Below are 19139 nucleotides of genomic sequence, written 5' to 3' on the forward strand. Positions count from 1 at the left end.
CCAGCTCCCACAGGTACGACGTTCCCGTGAGAGCAGGCTTCTTACAGGTGCAGCACAACCCTTGCAGGCAGTGGAGCCCTTGTGGGAGCCAGCGAGCCGGATCAGGCGTCCTGATAGCTCTCGATCGACGGGCAGGCGCACACCAGGTTACGGTCGCCGAATACGTTGTCGACGCGGCCGACCGGTGGCCAGTACTTGCCTTCCACCAGGCCAGGCAGCGGGTACACCGCCTGCTCGCGGCTGTAACCGTGGGCCCATTCGCCAACCAGCTCGGCCGCGGTATGCGGGGCGTTTTTCAGCGGGTTGTCGTCTTTGTCCAGGCTACCGTCCTCGACCGCGCGGATTTCTGCACGGATCTGGATCATGGCGTTGCAGAAGCGGTCCAGTTCTTCCTTGGACTCGCTTTCGGTCGGTTCGATCATCAGCGTGCCGGCCACCGGGAAGGACATGGTCGGGGCGTGGAAGCCGAAGTCGATCAGGCGCTTGGCCACGTCGTCGACGCTGATGCCGCTGGTGTCCTTCAGTGGGCGCAGGTCGAGGATGCATTCGTGTGCCACCAGGCCATTGCCGCCGCTATATAGGACAGGATAGTGCTCTTCCAGGCGGCGGGCGATGTAGTTGGCGTTGAGGATTGCCATCTGCGACGCACGCTTGAGGCCGGCACCGCCCATCATGCGGATGTACATCCAGGTGATCGGCAGAATGCTGGCGCTGCCGAACGGCGCGGCGCACACCGCACCCTGGGTGTTTTGCAACTGCGCATGGCCGGGCAGGAACGGCGCCAGGTGCGACTTGACGCCAATCGGGCCCACCCCCGGGCCGCCGCCACCGTGCGGAATGCAGAAGGTCTTGTGCAGGTTCAGGTGCGACACGTCGCCGCCGAACTTGCCCGGCGCGCACAGGCCGACCATGGCGTTCATGTTGGCGCCGTCGATGTACACCTGGCCACCGTTGTCGTGAATGATCGCGCAGATTTCGCCGATCGCTTCTTCGAACACGCCGTGGGTCGATGGGTAGGTGATCATGATCGCGGCCAGGCGCTCGCGGTGTTCGATGGCTTTGGCGCGCAGGTCCTCGACATCGACGTTGCCGCGGGCGTCACAGGCGGTAACCACCACACGCATGCCGGCCATGTTGGCGGTAGCGGGGTTGGTGCCGTGGGCCGACGAGGGGATCAGGCAGATGTCACGGTGGCTTTCGCCACGGCTGCGGTGGTAGGCACGAATGGCCAGCAACCCGGCGTACTCGCCCTGCGAGCCGGCATTGGGCTGCAGCGACACGGCATCATAGCCGGTAGCAGCGCACAACATTTCTTCCAGCTCGGTGGTCATCTGCAGGTAGCCCTGGCTTTGCTCGGCCGGCGCAAAGGGGTGCAGGTTGCCGAACTCGGCCCAGGTCACCGGGATCATTTCGCTGGCTGCGTTCAGCTTCATGGTGCAGGAGCCCAGCGGGATCATGCTGCGGTCCAGTGCCAGGTCCTTGTCGGCCAGGCGGCGCAGGTAGCGCATCAGTTCGGTTTCGCTGTGATAGCGGTTGAATACCGGGTGTTCGAGGATGGCCGATTGGCGCAGCAGGGCCGCGGGCAGCAGCGAACCGGTGCTGGTGGCCAGCGCGGCGAAGTCAGGCAGGGGCTGGTTGCCGGCGAACAGTTGCCACAGGGCCTGCACGTCAGCCTGGGTGCTGGTTTCGTCCAGCGACAGGCCCAGGTGGGCGGCGTCGACCTGGCGCAGGTTGATACCTCGGGCGCGGGCCTGCTCATGCAGGCTGGCAGTGGCGGTGCCGGTGGCCAGGGTCAAGGTGTCGAAGGCTGTTGCACCGACCACTTGCAAACCCAGGCGGTTCAGGCCGGCTGCCAGAACCGCGGTCAGCGCATGGGTGCGCTCGGCGATGCGCTTGAGGCCGGCCGGGCCGTGGTACACGGCGTACATGCTGGCGATATTGGCCAGCAGCACCTGGGCGGTGCAAATGTTGCTGGTGGCCTTCTCGCGGCGGATGTGCTGCTCGCGGGTTTGCATGGCCAGGCGCAGGGCGGTCTTGCCGAAGCGATCGATCGACACGCCGACCAGCCGGCCTGGCATGTCGCGCTTGAAGGCGTCACGGGTGGCGAAGTAGGCCGCGTGTGGGCCGCCGAAGCCCAGGGGCACGCCAAAACGCTGGGCGCTGCCGATGGACACGTCGGCATCGAACTCACCCGGTGGGGTCAGCAGGGTCAGGGCCAGCAGGTCGGCTGCCACGGCGACCAGCGCGTTGGCGGCATGGAAGCGCTGCACCACTTCACGGTAGTCGAACACCTCGCCATTGCTGGCCGGGTATTGCAGCAGCGCGCCGAAGAAGGCACTGGCATCGCCCAGCTCGCGTTCGTCGCCGACCACCACGTCGATGCCCAACGGCTCGGCGCGGGTGCGTAGTACGTCCAGGGTTTGCGGGTGGCAGTGCACCGACGCGAAGAAGCTGTGGCTGGTCTTGTTCTTCGACAGGCGCTTGCAGAAGGTCATGGCCTCGGCTGCGGCGGTCGCTTCGTCGAGCAGCGAAGCGTTGGCGATCGGCAGGCCGGTGAGGTCGCTGATCAGGGTCTGGAAGTTCAGCAACGCTTCCAGGCGGCCCTGGGAGATTTCCGGCTGGTAGGGCGTGTAGGCGGTGTACCAGGCCGGGTTTTCCAGCAGGTTGCGCAGGATGGGCGCCGGGGTGTGGGTGTTGTAGTAGCCCTGGCCGATGAAGCTCTTGAACAGCTGGTTCTTGCCGGCGATGGCCTTGAGTGCTGCCAGCGCGTCGGCTTCACTCTGGCCGTCGTGCGCGCCGAGCACGCTGGTGCCCTTGATGCTGTCGGGGATGACCGCCGCGGTCATGGCGTCCAGCGATTCGAAACCGAGTGCGGCGAGCATGGCCTGCTCGTCGGCGGTGCGCGGGCCGATGTGCCGGGCGATGAATTCGTTGGCGGTGCTGAGGTTGATGGTCATGGCGCAGTCCTCAGGCTTCGGCGTTGGCTTTGATCAGGCGGTCATAGGCGTCCTGGTCGAGCAGGGCGCTGACTTCGCTCATGTTGGCCGGGGTGAAGCGGAAGAACCAGCCTTCGCCCAAGGGGTCTTCGTTGACCAGCTCCGGGCTTGAGTCGAGCTGTGCGTTGACTTCAACCACCTCGCCGGTCAGGGGCATGTACACGCCGCTGGCAGCTTTCACCGACTCGACGGTGGATGCTTCGCTGCCTTTCTCGTACTGCTGCAACTCGGGCAGTTGCACGAACACCACATCGCCAAGGGCGTTCTGGGCGAAGGCGGTGATGCCCACGGTGACACTGCCATCGGCTTCGACGCGCAGCCATTCGTGATCTTCGGTGAAACGCAACTCGCTCATGCGGAATCCTCAGCGTTGGGCGCGGTGTGCCCGCGCTCTTGGGTCGGGATTCCCATAGCAATAATGCGGCCAATTTCAAAAAAGGCTTATAAAACAATAAGTTAAATTTTCATTGAGGTGCTCGATTTTTGGCGGTGGAACGAAAACGCTACATTGCACGCGGGGTGAAAAAGCGTTTCTCTATCAAACCCTTGTATAACCGCATGTGTACACCAATGTAGCGTTTTCGATACGGTGCAATCAAAACGTTACAGTACCGCGGCGCCTGTTTGGCACGTTACTGCCAACCCCATAGTCGGGCGAAGCCACAGGTACGGTAAAAGGCATCAACCTGCCATGAACAGCGGCAGTGCCAGATAGAGTTTGATCACGATGACATTGATGATGTCGATGAAGAACGCCCCCACCATGGGCACCACAAGAAAGGCAATGTTCGAAGCGCCGTAGCGCTGGGTCACTGCCTGCATGTTGGCAATGGCAGTGGGCGTGGCCCCCAGGCCAAATCCGCAATGGCCGGCAGCCAATACGGCTGCATCGTAATTACGACCCATGACCCGGAACGTCACGAAAATTGCGAACAGCGCCATGACCAGTGTCTGTGCGGCCAATAATGCGAAGAACGGCAAGGCCAGCGCTGCCAGGTCCCATAGTTTGAGCGACATCAAGGCAATGGCCAGGAACAGCGACAAGCTGACATTGCCCAGTACCGAAACTTCCCGTTCGAACACACGGTAGAAGCCGAATGCGGATAGCCCATTGCGCAGCAATACACCCACGAACAGCACACACACAAACGTCGGCAGTTCGAATGCAGTTCCTTTGAGTGCGCCATTGAGCAAAGAACCGGCAAGCAGGCTTACCGCAATCAGCGCCAGTGTTTCCACAAATGAAAACGATGTTATCAGGCGCTCTTTGTCAGGCCGCTCGAAACCCTGGGGCAGTTGCGGCTGTTCCTCATCGGCCCCCGGCGTTTTCACCCGCTTGATCAGCAGCCGGGCAACCGGCCCGCCGATCAGGCCGCCCAGCACCAGCCCGAAGGTGGCCGAGGCCATCGCCAGTTCCGCAGCCGAGGCCAGGCCGAACTTTTCGCTGAACGTGGCGCCCCAGGCGGCGCCGGTGCCGTGGCCGCCGGACAGGGTGATCGAACCGGCCAGCAGGCCCATCAAAGGGTCCAGCCCCAATGCCGAGGCCAGGCCGATGCCCATGGCGTTCTGCACCAGCAACAGGCTGGTGACAACCAGCAGGAAGACCACCACCACACGCCCGCCTTTTTTCAGGCTGGCAAAGTCTGCGCTCAAGCCGATGGTGGCGAAGAAGGCCAGCATCAAGGGTGTTTGCAGTGAGGTATCGAACTGCACCTGCACATCGAAACTGCGCAACGCCAGCAGGGCAAAGGCGACGACCAGGCCACCGGCAACGGGTTCCGGAATATTGTAGACGCGCAACAAACCAATCCGTGCAACCAGCCCGCGCCCCAATAACAGGACGAGAGAGGCGGCTACAAGTGTCCCGTAAAAATCGAGTTCAAACATCAGGTGCTCTCGTTATATCCAGTAGCGAACCACGCTCCGCACTTGGGCGGATCAGTGGGATGACAAGTGGCAATACACCGTCACCATTCTACGAGGCATATGTGGGAGAGTATCTTTCACTCGCGTAGGAAAGGTCTGAACAACTACCGGGTTATTGCAACGACTATCAGCCTTTGCCGGGTATTCCATATTTACGCAGGCGCTGGGCAATGGCGGTGTGCGAAGTGTGCAAGCGCGCAGCCAGTTGCCGGGTGGAGGGGTAGCTGGCGTACAGACGTTGCAGCAGCTCACGCTCGAAATCACCCACGGCTTGCTCCAGGCTGGCCACTTCGCCATCTTGCCCGCGCGCCACCGAGGTGCCGGCGATGTCCAGGTCACCGATGTCCACCAGGTTGCTTTCGCAGATGGCCGCCGCACGGAAAATCACGTTCTGCAGTTGGCGCACGTTTCCCGGCCAAGGGTTGGCCAGCAGCGCCGAATGGGTGGCCGGGGTCAACCGGCAGGCTGGGCGCTGGATCTGCGTGCAGGCCTGCTGCATGAAGAAGTGCGCCAGCATCAGGATGTCCTGGCCGCGGTCGCGCAGGGGCGGTACCTGCAGGTTGAGCACATTCAGGCGGTAGAACAGGTCTTCGCGGAAGCTGCCTTCGGCCACCATGCGCTCCAGGTCGCGGTGGGTGGCGCTGATGATGCGCACATCGACCTTCACTTCGCGGTCGCCGCCCACCCGGCGGAAGCTGCCGTCACTGAGGAAGCGCAGCAGCTTGGCCTGCAGGTACGGTGACATTTCACCGATCTCATCCAGAAACACCGTGCCCTGGTTGGCCAGCTCCATCAGCCCCGGCTTGCCGCCGCGTTGCGCGCCGGTGAAGGCGCCGGGGGCGTAGCCGAACAGCTCGCTCTCGGCCAGGCTCTCAGGCAGGGCGGCGCAGTTCAGCGCCAGGAACGGTGCCGCCTGGCGGCTGCTGATGGCATGGCAGGCGCGGGCCACCAGCTCTTTGCCGGTGCCGGTTTCGCCATGCACCAGCAGCGGCGCATCGAGTGCGGCAACGCGCATGGCGCGTGCCTTGAGGGTACGGATGGCCGGTGACTCGCCCAGCAGGGCGTCGAAGCCCTCGGCGTGGTCGTGGTGCAGGGCCGACAGGCGTTCGCCCATGCGTGATGGCGGGTAAAGCGTCAGCAGGCCACCGGCGTTGGTAATGGGCATGGCATCGAGCAGCAGGCTGTGGCCGTTCAGTTGCATCTCGCGCATGGGCAGGTGGAAGTTGTTGTCCAGAAGCGCCTGCAGCAGCCCGGCGTCGCCGAACAGCTCGCCCACCGAGCGCCCGGCTGATTCGCGGCCGCACAGCTCGATCAGCGCCGGGTTGGCCAGCAACACCTTGCCGGCGCTGTCCACAGCCAGGACCGGGTCGCTCATCGCTGCCAGCAACGCATCCAGTTGCAGGTGCCGACGTTGCCCGGGAAGGATGTCGACCACGTCCACCGACTGAACCCCGTGCACTTCGAACAGTGCGTCGTGCAGCTCTTCGAGCACCGCGGGGCTGAGCGTCGGGGCGTCGATGTAGACGTTCGGCGGGACCATCTCCACGGCGTCCAGGTTGAGGTTGCGGGCACCGAGCAGGGCTAGCACTTCCTGAGTGATGCCGACGCGGTCGATGAAGCTGACGTGGATGCGCATGGGAACGTAGAGGGTGGTGGCCGGGGAGGGCAGTAGTATGCCTCAACATCGCCGGGGCCGGGTCGCCGCAGCATCTTTAGCGCCTGTGAGATCGAGCGCCGCGCGGGCGGCGCTTCGCGGGTAAACCCGCTCCTACATTTGTTTCGGGCCAATTATGCCTGTGGGATTTGCGCGCGAACGCCTTGGCGCCCACCACGATATCGCGTCGTAAAAACAAGGCGGTCGCGCGCGTCCGGCACAGGCAATACTGGCCCGAAACAAACGTAGGAGCGGGTTTACCCGCGAAGCGCCGCGCGGGCGGCGCTCGCTCTCACAGGCGCTGCATATCTTCTGACAAACACCTGTCAGCCCTGATGCGATCCCTGTAGGAGCTGGCTTGCCTGCGATGGGCTGCAAGACAGCCCCAAACTTGTGAAAATCACTCCAGGTGTTCAGGCTTGACCGGGTCGCCCGACTTCACATCCAGTTTTTCGCGAATGTCCGCGAACATATGGTCATAGAGCTTGTGCGGTGAACTCAGGTTCTCGAATTTCTTCGGCGACGGCAGGTACGCTTGCGCCTTGCGCGTCAGCAGCATGAGAAAGCGGGGCAGCGCCTGGTCCTTGGGCAGGAAGAACGCCTCATCGACTGCCTTGCCTTCGATGCTGCCATGCATGCGGAACTGAATGCCTCTACCTTCCTTGGGGTCCGACACTGCCTCGTATTCGATGTTCAGGTCATAGCTGTGGTCATCTTTGTTCAGCGCAATGCGCTCGATGTGTACATGACCGGGGTGGTACTGGGCCATGGAAAGCTCCTTGGGAAGGTCGAAAATGACGGGCCGCGCAGGCCCGCCCACTGCATTCAACGGTAGCTGATCCCCGGCTTCGCGGTCGAAACACGGGTGCCGGCTGTGCCTTTGACAATTTCCTCGATGTTTTCCAGCGAACTGATCACTGCCACCTTGCCGGTATGGCGGGCAAAATCACAGGCGGCCTGCACTTTCGGCCCCATGGACCCCGCGGCAAAACCCAGCCGCTGCAGTTCGTCGGGGTGCGCTTGGGCGATGGCTTTCTGCGTAGGTTTACCCCAGTCAATGTACGCCGCATCCACGTCGGTGGCGATGATCAGAAGGTCGGCTTCCAGTTGCTCTGCCAGCAGCGCCGAGCACAGGTCCTTGTCGATGACCGCCTCCACCCCTTTGAGCTTGTGGTTTTCATCGTACAGGGTGGGGATGCCGCCGCCGCCCGCGCAAATCACGATGCTGCTCTTTTCCAGCAGCCACTTGATCGGGCGGATTTCAAAGATGCGCTTGGGTTTCGGGCTGGCCACCACGCGGCGGTACTTGTCGCCGTCAGGCTTGACCACCCAGCCCTTCTCGTTGGCCAGGCGCTCGGCCTCGTCCTTGCTGTAGACCGGGCCGATGAACTTGGTCGGGTCCTTGAAGGCCGGATCGTTGGCGTCGACTTCAACCTGGGTCAGCAAGGTCGCGAACGGCACTTCGAAGGCCAGCAGGTTGCCCAGCTCCTGCTCGATCATGTAGCCGATCATGCCCTCGGTCTCGGCGCCCAGCACGTCCAGCGGGTAAGCCTCGTCCGGTTTGTAGGAAAGGCCCTGCAACGACAGCAGGCCGACCTGCGGGCCGTTACCGTGGGCAATGACCAGCTCGTTGCCGGGGTGGATCTTGGCGATCTGTTCGGCGGCGGTGCGGATATTGGCACGCTGGTTGTCAGCGGTCATGGGTTCGCCGCGGCGCAGCAGGGCGTTGCCGCCCAATGCAACAACGATACGCATGGGAATGTCCTTTTGAGGTGGGCTTGGGGCTGCGAGCGGCAAGTTGCAAGCAGAAGCAGGCCGGTGTGATCAGCTGCTTTCAGCTTTCAGCTTTCAGCTTTCAGCTTTCAGCTTTCAGCTTTCAGCTTTCAGCTTTCAGCTTTCAGCTTTCAGCTTGCAGCTTGCCGCTTGCCGCTTTCAGAGGTCAGCCAGGGTCGAAACCAGGATCGCCTTGATCGTATGCATGCGGTTTTCCGCCTGCTCGAAGGCAATGCAAGCGGGCGACTCGAATACGTCGTCGGTCACTTCGATGCCGTTGGCCAAGTCCGGGTACTGTTCGGCAATCTGCTTGCCCACCTTGGTTTCGGAGTTGTGGAACGCCGGCAGGCAATGCATGAACTTGGTGCGGGGGTTGCCAGTGGCCTTCATCAGTTGCGCATTCACCTGGTAAGGCTTGAGCAGCTTGATACGCTCGCCCCAGGCCTCGATCGGTTCACCCATCGATACCCACACGTCGGTGTGCACGAAGTCCGCGCCCTTGACCGCGGCCAGCGGGTCTTCGGTCAGGGTGATACGCGCGCCACTTTCTTCTGCGTACTGCTTGCAGCGCTCAACCAGGTCCTCATGTGGCCACAGCGCCTTGGGCGCGGCGATGCGCACGTCCATGCCGAGTTTGGCGCCGATCAGCAGCAGCGAGTTGCCCATGTTGTTGCGCGCATCGCCCAGGTAGGCGTAGCTGATGTCGTGCAACGGCTTGTCGCTGTGCTCGCGCATGGTCAGCACGTCGGCGATCATCTGGGTAGGGTGATACTCGTCGGTCAGGCCGTTGAACACCGGCACCCCGGCGAACTTGGCCAGCTCTTCGACGATTTCCTGCTTGAAGCCACGGTATTCGATGGCGTCGTACATGCGCCCGAGTACGCGGGCGGTGTCCTTCATGCTTTCCTTGTGGCCGATCTGCGATGAGTTGGGGTCGATATAGGTGACATTGGCGCCCTGGTCGTAGGCCGCCACTTCGAAGGCGCAGCGGGTGCGGGTGGAGGTTTTTTCGAAGATCAGGGCAATGTTGTTGCCCTTCAGGTGTTGCTGTTCGGTGCCGGTGTACTTGGCGCGCTTGAGGTCGCGGGACAGGTCCAGCAGGTAGCGCAACTCGCGCGTGGTGTGGTGTTCCAGGCTCAGCAGGTTGCGGTTGTGAATGTTGAACGCCATGACTTTTCTCCTTGGGTAGGGTGAACGCACCGGCCGCCGCTGGGTAAGCGCGGCCAGGGTAATGGGCGTTAGTAATCGATGGGGTCACGGATGATCGGGCAGGTCATGCAGTGGCCGCCGCCCCGGCCCCGGCCCAGTTCGCCGGCGCTGATGGTGATGACCTCGATGCCAGCCTTGCGCAGCAGGGTGTTGGTGTAGGTATTGCGGTCGTAGCCGATGACCACGCCTGGTTCGAGGGCCACCACGTTGTTGCCGTCATCCCACTGTTCGCGTTCGGCGGCGAAGCTGTTGCCGCCGGTTTCGACCACCCGCAGCTTGACCCCAAGCTGTTCGCCGACCACGTCGATGAACGACTTGTTCACGCGGCGCACGTCCATGCCGTACGGCTTGCTTTCGTCCGGGCGAATGATGAACGGCACGATTTCCTTGACCACTTCCGGGAAGACCGTGACCAGGTCGCGGTCGCAGAAGCTGAACACGGTGTCCAGGTGCATGGCGGCGCGCGACTTGGGCAGGCCGGCGACCACCACTTCCCTGACCGCACCGTGGGCGAACAGGCTCTGGGCCAGCTGACCGATTGCCTGGCGCGAGGTGCGCTCGCCCATGCCGATCAGCACCACGCCATTACCGATCGGCATCACGTCGCCACCCTCGAGCGTGGCGTTGCCGTGGTCCTTGTCCGGGTCGCCATACCACACCTGGAAGTCGGCGCTGGTGAACGCCGGGTGGAATTTGTAGATGGCGGTGGTGAGTAGCGTTTCCTGGCGCCGTGCTGGCCAGTACATCGGGTTCAACGTGACGCCGCCGTAGATCCAGCAGGTGGTGTCACGGGTGAACTGGGTGTTGGGCAGCGGTGGCAGGATGAAGCTGGAGTGCCCCAGGTAGTCGTTGTACATCTTGACCACTTCGGCGCCTTCGCTCTGCGGCAGGTCCTGGCCGGCCACGCCGCCGATCAGGAATTCGGCCAAGTGGCGCGGTTCGAGACCTTCCAGCCAGCTGCGCACTTCATTGGTCAGGCCCACGCCGACGGTATCGGCGGTGATCTTGCGGTCCAGAATCCACTTCAGCGCTTCAGGTTGCTGCACGATGTCGGTCAGCAGGTTGTGCATTTCCAGCACATCCACGCCACGCTCACGCATCTTGGTGACAAAGTCGAAGTGGTCACGCTTGGCCTGGTCGACCCAGATCACATCGTCGAACAGCAGTTCGTCACAGTTGCTCGGCGTCAGGCGCTTGTGCGCCAGGCCCGGTGCGCACACCATGACTTTGCGCAGCTTGCCGGCCTCGGAGTGCACACCGTACTTCTGTTTTTCAGCGGACATGGTTTCATTCCTCCAATGGGACGAAAGCGTGGTCAAAGGGTCAGGAAGCCGTCGTACAGGCCATAGGCTGCCACCAGGGCGCCGATCACCACGGCGGCGAAGATCAGTTTTTCCACGTTGGTGAAGATGGGTTGGCCCGCTTCACGCTTGGCCTTGGCGAACAGGATCGCGCCAGGGGCGTACAGCAATGCCGACAGCAGCAGGTATTTCACACCGCCGGCGTACAGCAGCCAGATGGCGTACAGCAGGGCGATAGCGCCGATGATCAGGTCTTTCTTGCGTTCGGCCAGGGCCTGCTCATAGGTTTCGCTGCGCAGCGCCAGCAGGAAGGCGTAGGCCGCCGACCACAGGTAGGGCACCAGAATCATCGAGGTGGCGAGGTAGATCAGCGACAGGTAGGTGCTGCTGGAAAACAGCGTGATCACCAGGAAGACCTGCACCATGGCGTTGGTCAGCCACAGCGCATTGGCAGGTACCTGGTTGGCGTTCTCGCGGCGCAGGAATGCCGGCATGGTGTGGTCCTTGGCGGCGGCGAACATGATTTCGGCGCACAGCAGCACCCACGACAGCAAGGCCCCCAGCAACGAGATGATCAGGCCGACACTGATCAGTACCGCCCCCCAGTGGCCGACCACATGCTCCAGCACGGCTGCCATCGACGGGTTCTGCAGCTTGGCCAGTTCCGGTTGGGTCATGATGCCCAGCGACAGCACATTGACCAGTACCAGGAACAACAGCACGGTCACGAAGCCGATGACCGTGGCCTTGCCCACGTCGGCGCGCTTTTCGGCGCGTGACGAGAAGATGCTCGCACCCTCGATACCGATGAACACCCATACGGTGACCAGCATCATGTTGCGGACCTGGTTCATCACACTGCCCAGTTCGGGCGTGCCCCGGCCCCAGATGTCTGCGGTGAAGATGTCCAGCTTGAAGGCGAACAGGCAGATCAGGGCGAACAGCACCAGCGGCACCACCTTGGCCACGGTGGTGACCAGGTTGATGAACGCCGCTTCCTTGATGCCGCGCAAGACCAGGAAATGCACAGCCCATAGCAGTAGCGAGGCACCGATGATGGCGGCTGGCGTGTTGCCCTCGCCAAAGACCGGGAAGAAGTAGCCCAGGGTGCTGAACAGCAGCACGAAGTAGCCGACGTTGCCCAGCCAGGCACTGATCCAGTAGCCCCAGGCCGAAGAAAAGCCCATGTAGTCGCCAAAGCCGGCCTTGGCGTAGGCATACACCCCGCCATCGAGATCTGGTTTGCGGTTGGCCAGGGTCTGGAACACGAAGGCCAGGGTCAGCATGCCCACGGCAGTGATGGCCCAGCCGATCAGTACCGCGCCAACCCCTGCGCTGGCCGCCATGTTCTGCGGCAGCGAGAATATGCCGCCGCCAATCATCGAGCCGACCACGAGTGCAACTAATGCACCGAGTTTCAATTTTCCGGATGAATCAGACATTTAACAACTCCTGCCAGGAGAAAGTTGACGACAGCATAAATCCGCCGTCTCAGCCATTCGCTGACGTGTGTCAGGTCATGGTGCCGTGAAGTAGGAAAAAACCTTCACGGTGCTCCTGGAGTGTGCCGACATCTCAAGCTGCAGGCCTTGCGCGCTGGCACCTCCATGTCATTCTAGAGCAAACGCTCTGTTCAACCTGCGATGCTTGACGCTAGTCGCTTTCGCGGCTTTCGCCACTTTTTTACGCGTATTTCAAGTTTTATCTATTTCTTTTCTAGTGGCTATCTAGCTGCTAGTTTCTAGAGGCACTGTTTATAGATGTAACCGCTATTACCGCGGCTATTTTTGTGAACAGGTTCACGCTGAACGCACATATTCATATAGGGCCACCCAAGCTGTTGCATATCGATGACAACGGCTGAAAAAACGGGGGATGCATGAGCGAACCGGGTCAAAAGCTGCGCCTGGGCGCGCTGATCGCGTTGGTGGTCGGCTCGATGATTGGCGGCGGCATATTCTCGTTGCCGCAGAACATGGCGGCGCGTGCCGATGTAGGGGCGGTATTGATCGGCTGGACCATCACTGCGGTGGGCATGCTGGCCCTGGCCTTCGTGTTCCAGACCCTGGCCAACCGCAAGCCGGAACTGGACTCAGGGGTGTACGCCTACGCCAAGGCCGGGTTTGGCGACTACATGGGCTTTTCATCGGCCTGGGGCTATTGGATCAGTGCCTGGCTGGGCAACGTCGGCTACTTCGTGCTGCTGTTCAGCACCTTGGGCTTCTACTTCCCGGTGTTTGGCGAGGGCAATACGCCCATTGCCATCGGCTGTGCGTCATTGCTGCTGTGGGCGGTGCACTTTCTGGTCTTGCGCGGCATCAAGGAGGCGGCGTTCATCAACCAGGTGACCACCGTGGCCAAAGTGGCGCCCATCCTGATTTTCGTGGTGATTGCCGCATTCGCCTTCCGCGCCGATATCTTCACCCGGGATATCTGGGGGCAGAGCAACCCCGGGTTCGGGGGCGTGCTTGAGCAGGTGCGCAACATGATGCTGGTGACCGTATTCGTGTTCATCGGCATCGAGGGCGCCAGCGTCTACTCCGGGCGGGCCCAGCGCCGCTCCGATGTGGGCAAGGCCACGGTCATAGGCTTTCTCGGTGTGCTGGCGCTGCTGGTGCTGGTCAACGTGCTGTCCCTCGGGGTGATGACCCAGCCGGAGCTTGCCGGTTTGCAGAACCCTTCGCTGGCGTCGGTGCTGGAGCATATCGTCGGCCCTTGGGGCGCATTGCTGATCAGTATCGGCTTGGCGGTTTCGCTGCTGGGGGCGTTGCTTTCCTGGGCATTGTTGTGTGCCGAGATTCTTTACGCCACCGCTCGTGACAAGACCATGCCGCGCTTCCTGGCCAAGGAAAACGCCAACCATGTACCGGCCAATGCCCTGTGGCTCACCAACTGCATGATCCAGGGTTTTCTGCTGATCACGTTGTTCTCGGCCGGCACTTACACCAGCCTGATCTACCTGGCGTCGTCGATGATCCTGGTGCCTTACCTGTGGTCGGCGGCCTATGCGCTGCTGCTGGCGGTGCGTGGCGAGAGCTACGCCGCGCAGCCACGGCTGCGGCGCAAAGACGTGCTGGTGGCGCTGGTTGCCTTGCTCTACGCCATCTGGCTGCTGTATGCCGGCGGGCTCAAGTACCTGCTGTTGTCGGCGTTGCTGTATGCCCCGGGCGTGATCCTGTTCGCCAGGGCCAAGCATGAGCAGCGGCAAACCCTGTTCACCACGTGGGAAAAGCTGATTTTCGCGGCCGTGCTGGCAGGCGCGGCGCTGGCCGCCTACGCCCTGTACTCAGGGTTGCTGAGCTTGTGACGGGGCTGTGCAGGCGTGCTCCGGGCGTGACCAGATCCACAGGTTGCCCAGGGTCATGCCGGCGATGGCGAGGAATACCGGCCAGTGGTGTTCAAGAAAGGTCAGCATCAGGCCTGCACAGAGCAGCATGCTGAGGGTAGCGCTGACCTTGGCGCGGCGCTGGATCACCTTGCCGTTGCGCCAGTTGTACAGAATCGGCCCGAACAGGCGGTGGTTTTCCAGCCAGGCCGACAACCGTGGCGAACTGCGCGTTGCAGCCCACGCTGCCAGCAGGATGAATTCGGTGGTTGGCAGGCCGGGAATGACGATCGCGACCAGACCCACCCCCAGGCTCACGTAAGCCAGTATTCCATACAGCAGGCGGGCGAGTTTCGAGCGGGCGGGTCGGGTCATGGTCTCACTGCAAAAAACGGTGCGGCCACCGGAAGGGTGGCCGGCTAAGGCGTATCAAACCAGCGCAGCATCTGCAGCATAGGCATGCTTGAGCAGCTCGGTGAAGCGCTCGAATGCCGCTACTGCGCCGCGCTCGGCAGCCGCGTCTTCTTCGGCCGACAGGTCCAGGGCATCCAGGATGCGGGTGAACTGCTTCCAGCCTTCAGCACGGCCACCGGCCGGCTCGCCCAGGTGCCGGGCGCCGAAGCTGTCGGACAGGCCCAGCGCTGCGGCCCGTTTGATCAGAAACGCAGCGCCCAGTTTGGAGCCTTCGGAGACGAAGATCCAGCCCATTGCCTCGCCGAGGCTCGGATTGGCCAAGGCACCCGGCACCGCGGCCGGCACCTGGGTGTCGAGGTCGGCAAGGTCGAGGCGGGCTTGGTCGGCCCGGCAGCGCGCGGCCAGGTCGGGGACGATGGCGATCAGTTGCGGGTCGTTGTACAGGGCCTGCAGCTCGGATTGGAACAGGTACTGGGCGACCACGAAGCGGGCGAAACTTTCGCGGCTGTCGAATGGGGCGTGGGATTTGACCAGGGCATCCAGCTCGGCGTGCGGGGCGTGGGTGATCTGGTTCAGGCGCTGGGAGCGCAAGGCTGGGCGGTCGGTCATGGGGCAGTCCTTGGAAAGAGGGCGTCTAGAGACAAGACGAAGCAGCGGGGGCGGAACAGTAAAAAAACCGGGTATGTACAGACGGGGCATTGCGTTGCCTGTGGGATCGGGCGCCGCGCGGGCGGCGCCTGATCCCACAGGCGCTGCAAACCTGAAACCTTCAGATATCCCACACCACATTGATGCCGAAGTTGCGCCCCGGCATGCTCAAACGGTCGATGTTGGCCGGCTGGGTCACAGCCGCTTCACCCTGGCCGTCATAGCTGCGTACCGAGTCCCACTGCCAGTATTTCTTGTCGGTCAGGTTGTACAGCCCGGCGTTGATGGTGACGTCGTCGGTCACCTTGTAGAAACCGGTCAGGTCCAGCACGCCATAGCCTGGCGTGCGGAACTTCGTGCTCGAACCGTCTGGTGAGTAGAAGGTGCTGTCGTCGACCCGGGTCTTGCGCTTGACCAGCGTCCAGCTCAGCAAGCCACCATAGTTGTGTTGCTCGTAACCCAGGCCGAACACGCCTTTGAGCGGATTGACCGTGTTCAGCGGTTCGCCGGTGTCATCGTTACGGCCATAGGTGTAGGCAATCGAGCCCTGGGTATACAGGCCTTGTGGCGCTCCGAAATGGTCAAGGTTGAGGCGGCCCTTGACCTCGGCGCCCTTGATGGTGGCGTGCTTGATGTTGTTGGCCTGGAAGGTCTGTTCCAGGTTGGCGCTCTGCACGGCGTCTTCGTCGATGAAGTCGCGGTACTTGTTGTAGAACACCGCCACGTCGAAGTTGCCGGCGTCGAAGTTGCCGCGCAGGCCGGTTTCATAGCCCTTGCTCTTTTCAGGCTCCAGCCCTGGGTTGCCTTCTACCCGGTAGCCTTGGTCTAGGTTGACGAATTTCCCATACATGGACTTGGCGGTCGGCGTGCGGAAGCCCTCAGCGTACTGGCCGTACCAGGTGTAGTGGTCATCGAAGGCGTAGGTCAGGCCGAACTTGGGCGAGACGCGGTGCCACGTCTTGTCCGAGTCGTCCTGGGAGGTTGGCGCCGTGGCGGTGGACTCCAGGCCACGCAGAAACGCCTCGGTGAACTTGGGCTGCATGCGCGTGTAGTCGTAACGGGCGCCTGGCAGGAAGGTCCAGCGGTTCCAGCGGATTTCATCCTGCACGAACAGGCTGTAGGTGTTCACGGTCGGGTCCGGGAAATCACTGACCAGCACCTGGCCGTCGGCCGGGCGCGGCGCGCCCGCGGCAGCGCAACCCGAGCCTACGGCCAGGCAGGTGCCCGTGCCACTGCGCGAACCGGTGATTTTCTCGTGCTTGAGGGTGGTGCCGTAGGTCAGCAAGTGGTCGGTGCTGCCGATGCTGAAGGCTTTGTCCAGCTGGGCATCGAACACCCACTGGCGGTCCTTGTAACGGGTGTCGCGGGTGCGCAGTACCTGGCGGCCAGGTGGCGCATAGATTTCATCGGTGTGCTGGTCGGTCTTGGCGACCTGGTAGTTCAGGCTCCACTTCACCTGGTCAGCGAACAGCGTGTCCAGGCCGAACTCATGGTTGATGCCGAAGCGTTCGCGGGTGATGGTGTCGTTGCCGCTGCGCGCCTTGTAGTAGCCCATGCCACCGAACCCGGGTATGAACGGCCCTCCCGCGGCGCTGAGGATGTTCTGGTCGCGGTCGTCCTTGTAGCGCTCGTAAGTAACGCCCAGGCGGGCGTCGTCAGCGTAGTTCCAGCCTGCCTTGGCCAGGACGTTGGTGGTGCGCACGTCCATCGGGTTGGCTTCGGTACGGGCCAGGCCTGCGCCGCTGTGGTGGCCTTGGGTCTCGGTCTCGTGGCCATTGCGCTGGCTCAGGTGCAGCAGGCCGTCGACATCGCCCTGGCGCCCGGCGACGGTGGCCGAGGTCAGCCAGCTTTCGTCCGCCGAGCTGTAACCGCTTTTCAGGCGTGCGCCAACATCCTTGCCTGGCTTGATGATGTCGTCGGGGTCGAGGGTGAAGTAGCTGACCGCGCCGCCGATCGCATTGCTGCCATACAGCACCGAGGCCGGGCCGCGCAGGATTTCCACGCGCTTGACGATTTCCGGGTCGACATAGTTGCGTTGGGTTTGCGCGTAGGGGCCGTAGAAGAAACTGTCGGGGATCGCCACACCGTCGACCTGGGTGAGAATCCGCTCGCCGTCGATACCGCGAATGTTGTAGCCGTTCAGGCCACTGCGCTGGCCGGTGCCGGCCACCGATACACCCGGTTCGTAACGCACCAGGTCCTGGATGTTGTTGACGTTCTGGCGGTCCAGTTGCGCTCGGGTCTGCACGCTGACCGTGCTCGGCACCTGGCTCACGTCCTGGGCACTGCGGGTGGCGCTGACGGTCACTTGCTGCAGCGCGATCACATTGTTCGCGGCCTGGCGTTCGAGTACCACATTGGCATTGCCGATCTTGCGAAAGCTCAGCCCGGTGCCCTGCAACAGGCGCTTGAGCGCGGCATCTGGCGGCAGCGCACCCTGTACACCGGGTGAGGCCACGCCTTCGGCCAACTCGGCGCTGAAGCCAACCTGCCAACCGGTGACCTGGCTGAAGGCGTTGATGGCCGACACCAGCGGTTGCTGGCCGATGCTGAAGCGGTAATCGCCCATGCGCGGGCTGCTGGCGCGGGCCGGTTCGGCAGCCAGCGCCGGCAGGCTGCAGGCGCCGCTGGCGAGCAATGCCAAGGTCAGCAGCGAAAGCTGCCCGGTACGGCGGGGAAGGGAAGACGAGCGGGTAATACCTGTGTACATCGGAAGCGCTCCCAAACGTGCAGACAGTTATAGGTGTCTGTTCTCGTTTGTTAAACAAGAATCAGTTGCATTGGCTATAACGAGACGGATGGGGGCGCAGAACTGCGTAAAAATAAATGCAAAAGCTTTGAACAGGCATGCCGGGCTGCGCGGCGACGTGGCCGTAGGGGAGGCAGACAGTCAGTTCAGGATGACCAGCGCCGGGTACTCATGCAACTGGGCGGAGGTGATGTGAGCCAGCGCGCGCAGGGTTTCCAGCGGCTGGTCGAGGCGGTAGTTGCCGGTTACGGCAACGTCATCCAGCTGGGTATTGCGGTTGATGATCCAGCCGGGGTAATAGCGCCGGACTTCGGCCAGTACCTGGCTCAGCGGGCAGTTTTCGAACACCAGGCGGCCATCGACCCAGGCCAGGTCCTTGTGCATGTCGGGGCGCTGGCGCTGGCCAATGCCCTGGGGGCCCACACTGATGCTGTCGCCAGCGCTGAGGCGTATGCGCTGGTCACGCGCACCTTGCAGGTCGACATCGCCGCGCTGCACCCGCAGTTGCGCTTCACCGTTGAGGTAGCGCACGGCGAAATCGGTATCGCGTGCTTGCGCGCGCAATGGCCCGGCCTGGACTTCCAGCGGCATCGGCGCGTTCTGCGGCACCTGGAAGTAGGCTTCACCCTGCAGCAGGCGCGCGACCTGGCGGCCGCCGCGGCGGTCACTGGCGAACGCCGAATTGGTGTTCAGCAGCACCTTTGCGCCATCGTCCAGTTGTAGGCGCTGGCGTTCGCCGACCACGGTCAGGTGGTCGGCCTGCAGGCGTGTCGGCAGGTTGCCGAAGGTCACCAGCCCAACCAGCAGCACGGCTGCCGTCGCCAACGGCTTCCAGTGGCTGCGCAGGCGCCCGCGCCACGACCGGCGCTGCTGCCGGTGCATCTGCGTGGCCACCTGGTGCAGCGGCATACCGTTCCACAGCGCTTCTGCCTCGACATAGGCTTCGGCGTTTTCTGGCGCTGCGCTCAACCAGGCCTGGAAGGCGAGGATGTCGTCGGCATCGGCGCCTTGCAGGCGTACCAGCCATTCCAGCGCCTCGTCCATGGCACGCGCACGGGCATTGGGCCCGGCAGGTGACGGGCGAGGGGCGGGGCTGTCGGTCACGGGGAATCCTTGCGTGGTTTTTTGCAAATGATCAAGGCTG

General features: G+C 62.7%; 14 protein-coding genes. 1 reads left to right on the forward strand and 13 read right to left on the reverse strand.

Translation table 11 applies throughout. The features are described from left to right. Positions 1–101: 101 nt before the first annotated feature. From gcvP to arcD (K4A76_RS04850), 9 genes are all read right to left on the reverse strand, one after another. A complete protein-coding gene (gene gcvP / locus K4A76_RS04810) occupies positions 102–2957 on the reverse strand; it encodes an aminomethyl-transferring glycine dehydrogenase (RefSeq protein ID WP_274411658.1) in 2856 nt (951 codons plus the stop codon). A gap of 10 nt (positions 2958–2967) precedes the next feature. Then, a complete protein-coding gene (gcvH, locus tag K4A76_RS04815) occupies positions 2968–3351 on the reverse strand; it encodes a glycine cleavage system protein GcvH (RefSeq protein ID WP_274411659.1) in 384 nt (127 codons plus the stop codon). Between the two features lie 326 nt (positions 3352–3677). Further along, positions 3678–4883, reverse strand: a complete 1206-nt coding sequence (gene gltS, locus K4A76_RS04820; protein ID WP_274411660.1) for a sodium/glutamate symporter — start codon at positions 4881–4883, stop codon at positions 3678–3680. 166 nt (positions 4884–5049) lie between these two features. Further along, positions 5050–6558, reverse strand: coding sequence for a sigma-54-dependent transcriptional regulator (locus K4A76_RS04825; RefSeq protein WP_047150239.1), 1509 nt, complete (start codon positions 6556–6558; stop codon positions 5050–5052). A 418-nt stretch (positions 6559–6976) separates the two neighbouring features. After that, entirely contained in the window at positions 6977–7345 is a 369-nt protein-coding gene (locus K4A76_RS04830; protein ID WP_274411661.1) for a DUF5064 family protein, read from the reverse strand. Positions 7346–7401: 56 nt separating this feature from the next. Next, complete coding sequence (gene arcC, locus K4A76_RS04835; protein ID WP_009683385.1) at positions 7402–8331, reverse strand: carbamate kinase; 930 nt, start codon at positions 8329–8331, stop codon at positions 7402–7404. A 177-nt stretch (positions 8332–8508) separates the two neighbouring features. Continuing rightward, on the reverse strand, positions 8509–9519 hold the full coding sequence (locus K4A76_RS04840) for an ornithine carbamoyltransferase (protein ID WP_274411662.1): 1011 nt from the start codon (positions 9517–9519) through the stop codon (positions 8509–8511). Positions 9520–9587: 68 nt separating this feature from the next. Continuing rightward, complete coding sequence (arcA, locus tag K4A76_RS04845; protein ID WP_009683387.1) at positions 9588–10841, reverse strand: arginine deiminase; 1254 nt, start codon at positions 10839–10841, stop codon at positions 9588–9590. A gap of 32 nt (positions 10842–10873) precedes the next feature. Next, entirely contained in the window at positions 10874–12301 is a 1428-nt protein-coding gene (arcD, locus tag K4A76_RS04850) for an arginine-ornithine antiporter (protein ID WP_274411663.1), read from the reverse strand. Between the two features lie 437 nt (positions 12302–12738). On the opposite strand from arcD (K4A76_RS04850), the gene arcD (K4A76_RS04855) reads away from it, so the two are divergent. Beyond that, complete coding sequence (gene arcD / locus K4A76_RS04855) at positions 12739–14166, forward strand: arginine-ornithine antiporter (RefSeq protein WP_274411664.1); 1428 nt, start codon at positions 12739–12741, stop codon at positions 14164–14166. Here the strand turns inward: arcD (K4A76_RS04855) and K4A76_RS04860 are convergent. The 4 genes from K4A76_RS04860 to K4A76_RS04875 all read right to left on the reverse strand — a co-directional run bounded on the left by K4A76_RS04860 (position 14146) and on the right by K4A76_RS04875 (position 19099). Then, positions 14146–14559 (reverse strand): YbaN family protein, encoded by a 414-nt coding sequence (locus K4A76_RS04860; RefSeq protein WP_054890324.1) that lies wholly within the window; start codon positions 14557–14559, stop codon positions 14146–14148. The genes arcD (K4A76_RS04855) and K4A76_RS04860 overlap by 21 nt on opposite strands. 54 nt (positions 14560–14613) lie before the next feature. After that, positions 14614–15207: a biliverdin-producing heme oxygenase gene (locus tag K4A76_RS04865; RefSeq protein ID WP_054881593.1), complete on the reverse strand. Its 594-nt coding sequence runs from the start codon at positions 15205–15207 to the stop codon at positions 14614–14616. Positions 15208–15367: 160 nt separating this feature from the next. Beyond that, positions 15368–17956 (reverse strand): TonB-dependent receptor, encoded by a 2589-nt coding sequence (locus tag K4A76_RS04870; RefSeq protein WP_054881594.1) that lies wholly within the window; start codon positions 17954–17956, stop codon positions 15368–15370. Positions 17957–18136: 180 nt separating this feature from the next. Further along, a complete protein-coding gene (locus tag K4A76_RS04875) occupies positions 18137–19099 on the reverse strand; it encodes a FecR family protein (RefSeq protein WP_274411665.1) in 963 nt (320 codons plus the stop codon). Between the last annotated feature and the right edge of the window lie 40 nt (positions 19100–19139).

It is taken from the genome of Pseudomonas sp. NEEL19, from assembly GCF_028751975.1.
GTDB lineage: Bacteria > Pseudomonadota > Gammaproteobacteria > Pseudomonadales > Pseudomonadaceae > Aquipseudomonas > Aquipseudomonas juntendi.

Excerpts from the sequence above, each read along its gene's own strand:
- gcvP (WP_274411658.1), bottom strand. The coding sequence starts at position 2,957 with ATGACCATCAACCTCAGCACCGCCAACGAATTCATCGCCCGGCACATC.
- gcvH (WP_274411659.1), bottom strand. The coding sequence starts at position 3,351 with ATGAGCGAGTTGCGTTTCACCGAAGATCACGAATGGCTGCGCGTCGAA.
- gltS (WP_274411660.1), bottom strand. The coding sequence starts at position 4,883 with ATGTTTGAACTCGATTTTTACGGGACACTTGTAGCCGCCTCTCTCGTC.
- K4A76_RS04825 (WP_047150239.1), bottom strand. The coding sequence starts at position 6,558 with ATGCGCATCCACGTCAGCTTCATCGACCGCGTCGGCATCACTCAGGAA.
- K4A76_RS04830 (WP_274411661.1), bottom strand. The coding sequence starts at position 7,345 with ATGGCCCAGTACCACCCCGGTCATGTACACATCGAGCGCATTGCGCTG.
- arcC (WP_009683385.1), bottom strand. The coding sequence starts at position 8,331 with ATGCGTATCGTTGTTGCATTGGGCGGCAACGCCCTGCTGCGCCGCGGC.
- K4A76_RS04840 (WP_274411662.1), bottom strand. The coding sequence starts at position 9,519 with ATGGCGTTCAACATTCACAACCGCAACCTGCTGAGCCTGGAACACCAC.
- arcA (WP_009683387.1), bottom strand. The coding sequence starts at position 10,841 with ATGTCCGCTGAAAAACAGAAGTACGGTGTGCACTCCGAGGCCGGCAAG.
- arcD (WP_274411663.1), bottom strand. The coding sequence starts at position 12,301 with ATGTCTGATTCATCCGGAAAATTGAAACTCGGTGCATTAGTTGCACTC.
- arcD (WP_274411664.1), top strand. The coding sequence starts at position 12,739 with ATGAGCGAACCGGGTCAAAAGCTGCGCCTGGGCGCGCTGATCGCGTTG.
- K4A76_RS04860 (WP_054890324.1), bottom strand. The coding sequence starts at position 14,559 with ATGACCCGACCCGCCCGCTCGAAACTCGCCCGCCTGCTGTATGGAATA.
- K4A76_RS04865 (WP_054881593.1), bottom strand. The coding sequence starts at position 15,207 with ATGACCGACCGCCCAGCCTTGCGCTCCCAGCGCCTGAACCAGATCACC.
- K4A76_RS04870 (WP_054881594.1), bottom strand. The coding sequence starts at position 17,956 with ATGTACACAGGTATTACCCGCTCGTCTTCCCTTCCCCGCCGTACCGGG.